General features: G+C 69.8%; 1 protein-coding gene. It reads right to left on the reverse strand.

Annotation, left to right across the window (positions count from 1 at the left end; genetic code table 11):
* On the reverse strand, positions 1–738 hold a 738-nt coding region (locus A9X03_RS24740; RefSeq protein WP_156746664.1), incomplete at both ends, for an acyltransferase domain-containing protein.

Genomic DNA, 738 nt, shown 5'->3' on the forward strand with positions numbered 1-738 from the left:
GCGGGCACTGGGGGGTGGCCAGCACGCCCCCGGGGTGGTGTTGCCCCGCGAGGGCGCGGTCGGGCCGGGCACGGTGTGGAGGTTGGTGCGGAAGGTGATGGTGTCGTCGGTATCGCGTTGCAGGGTGCCGGCGCTGACGTATTTGCTTCCGTGCTGGGCGGTGTGCAGGGTGTCGAGTATGGCTTGGGTGAGCAGGGGGTGTGCGCTGATTTCGATGAAGGTGTGGTGGTCGGTGCCGGCGTGGGCGATGGCTTGGTGGAAGTGGACGGGGTTGCGCATGTTGGTGGCCCAGTGGTCGGCGTCGAAGACCGGGCGGGTGTCGAGGTCGGGGTAGGTGGTGGAGATGATCGGGATGCGTGGCGGTTGGGGGGTCAGGTCGGCCAGTTCCGCGCGCATCGGGGGTTGCAGGGGGTCCATGGCCGGGTTGTGCGGGGAGACTTCGATGTTGACCCGGCTGGCGAACCGGTTGTGGGCGCGGACCTCGGCGATGAGCTGATCGATCTGGTCGGTGGGTCCGGCGATGACGGTTTGGCGGGGGGAGTTGTAGATGCCCAGGGTGATTTCGGGGTGCTCGGCGATCAGCGCCTCGGTGGCGGGCGCGTCGAGCTCCAGCAGGGCCATGCCGCCGTGCCCGGACAGCGGGGCCATCAACCGCGATCGCGTCGCGGTCACCCGCAATCCCTGGGCGGGCGTGAGCGCACCGGCCACCACGGCGGCGGCGACTTCGCCCATGGAGTG

This window comes from Mycobacterium sp. E1715, from assembly GCF_001667625.1.
Taxonomy (GTDB): Bacteria; Actinomycetota; Actinomycetes; order Mycobacteriales; family Mycobacteriaceae; genus Mycobacterium.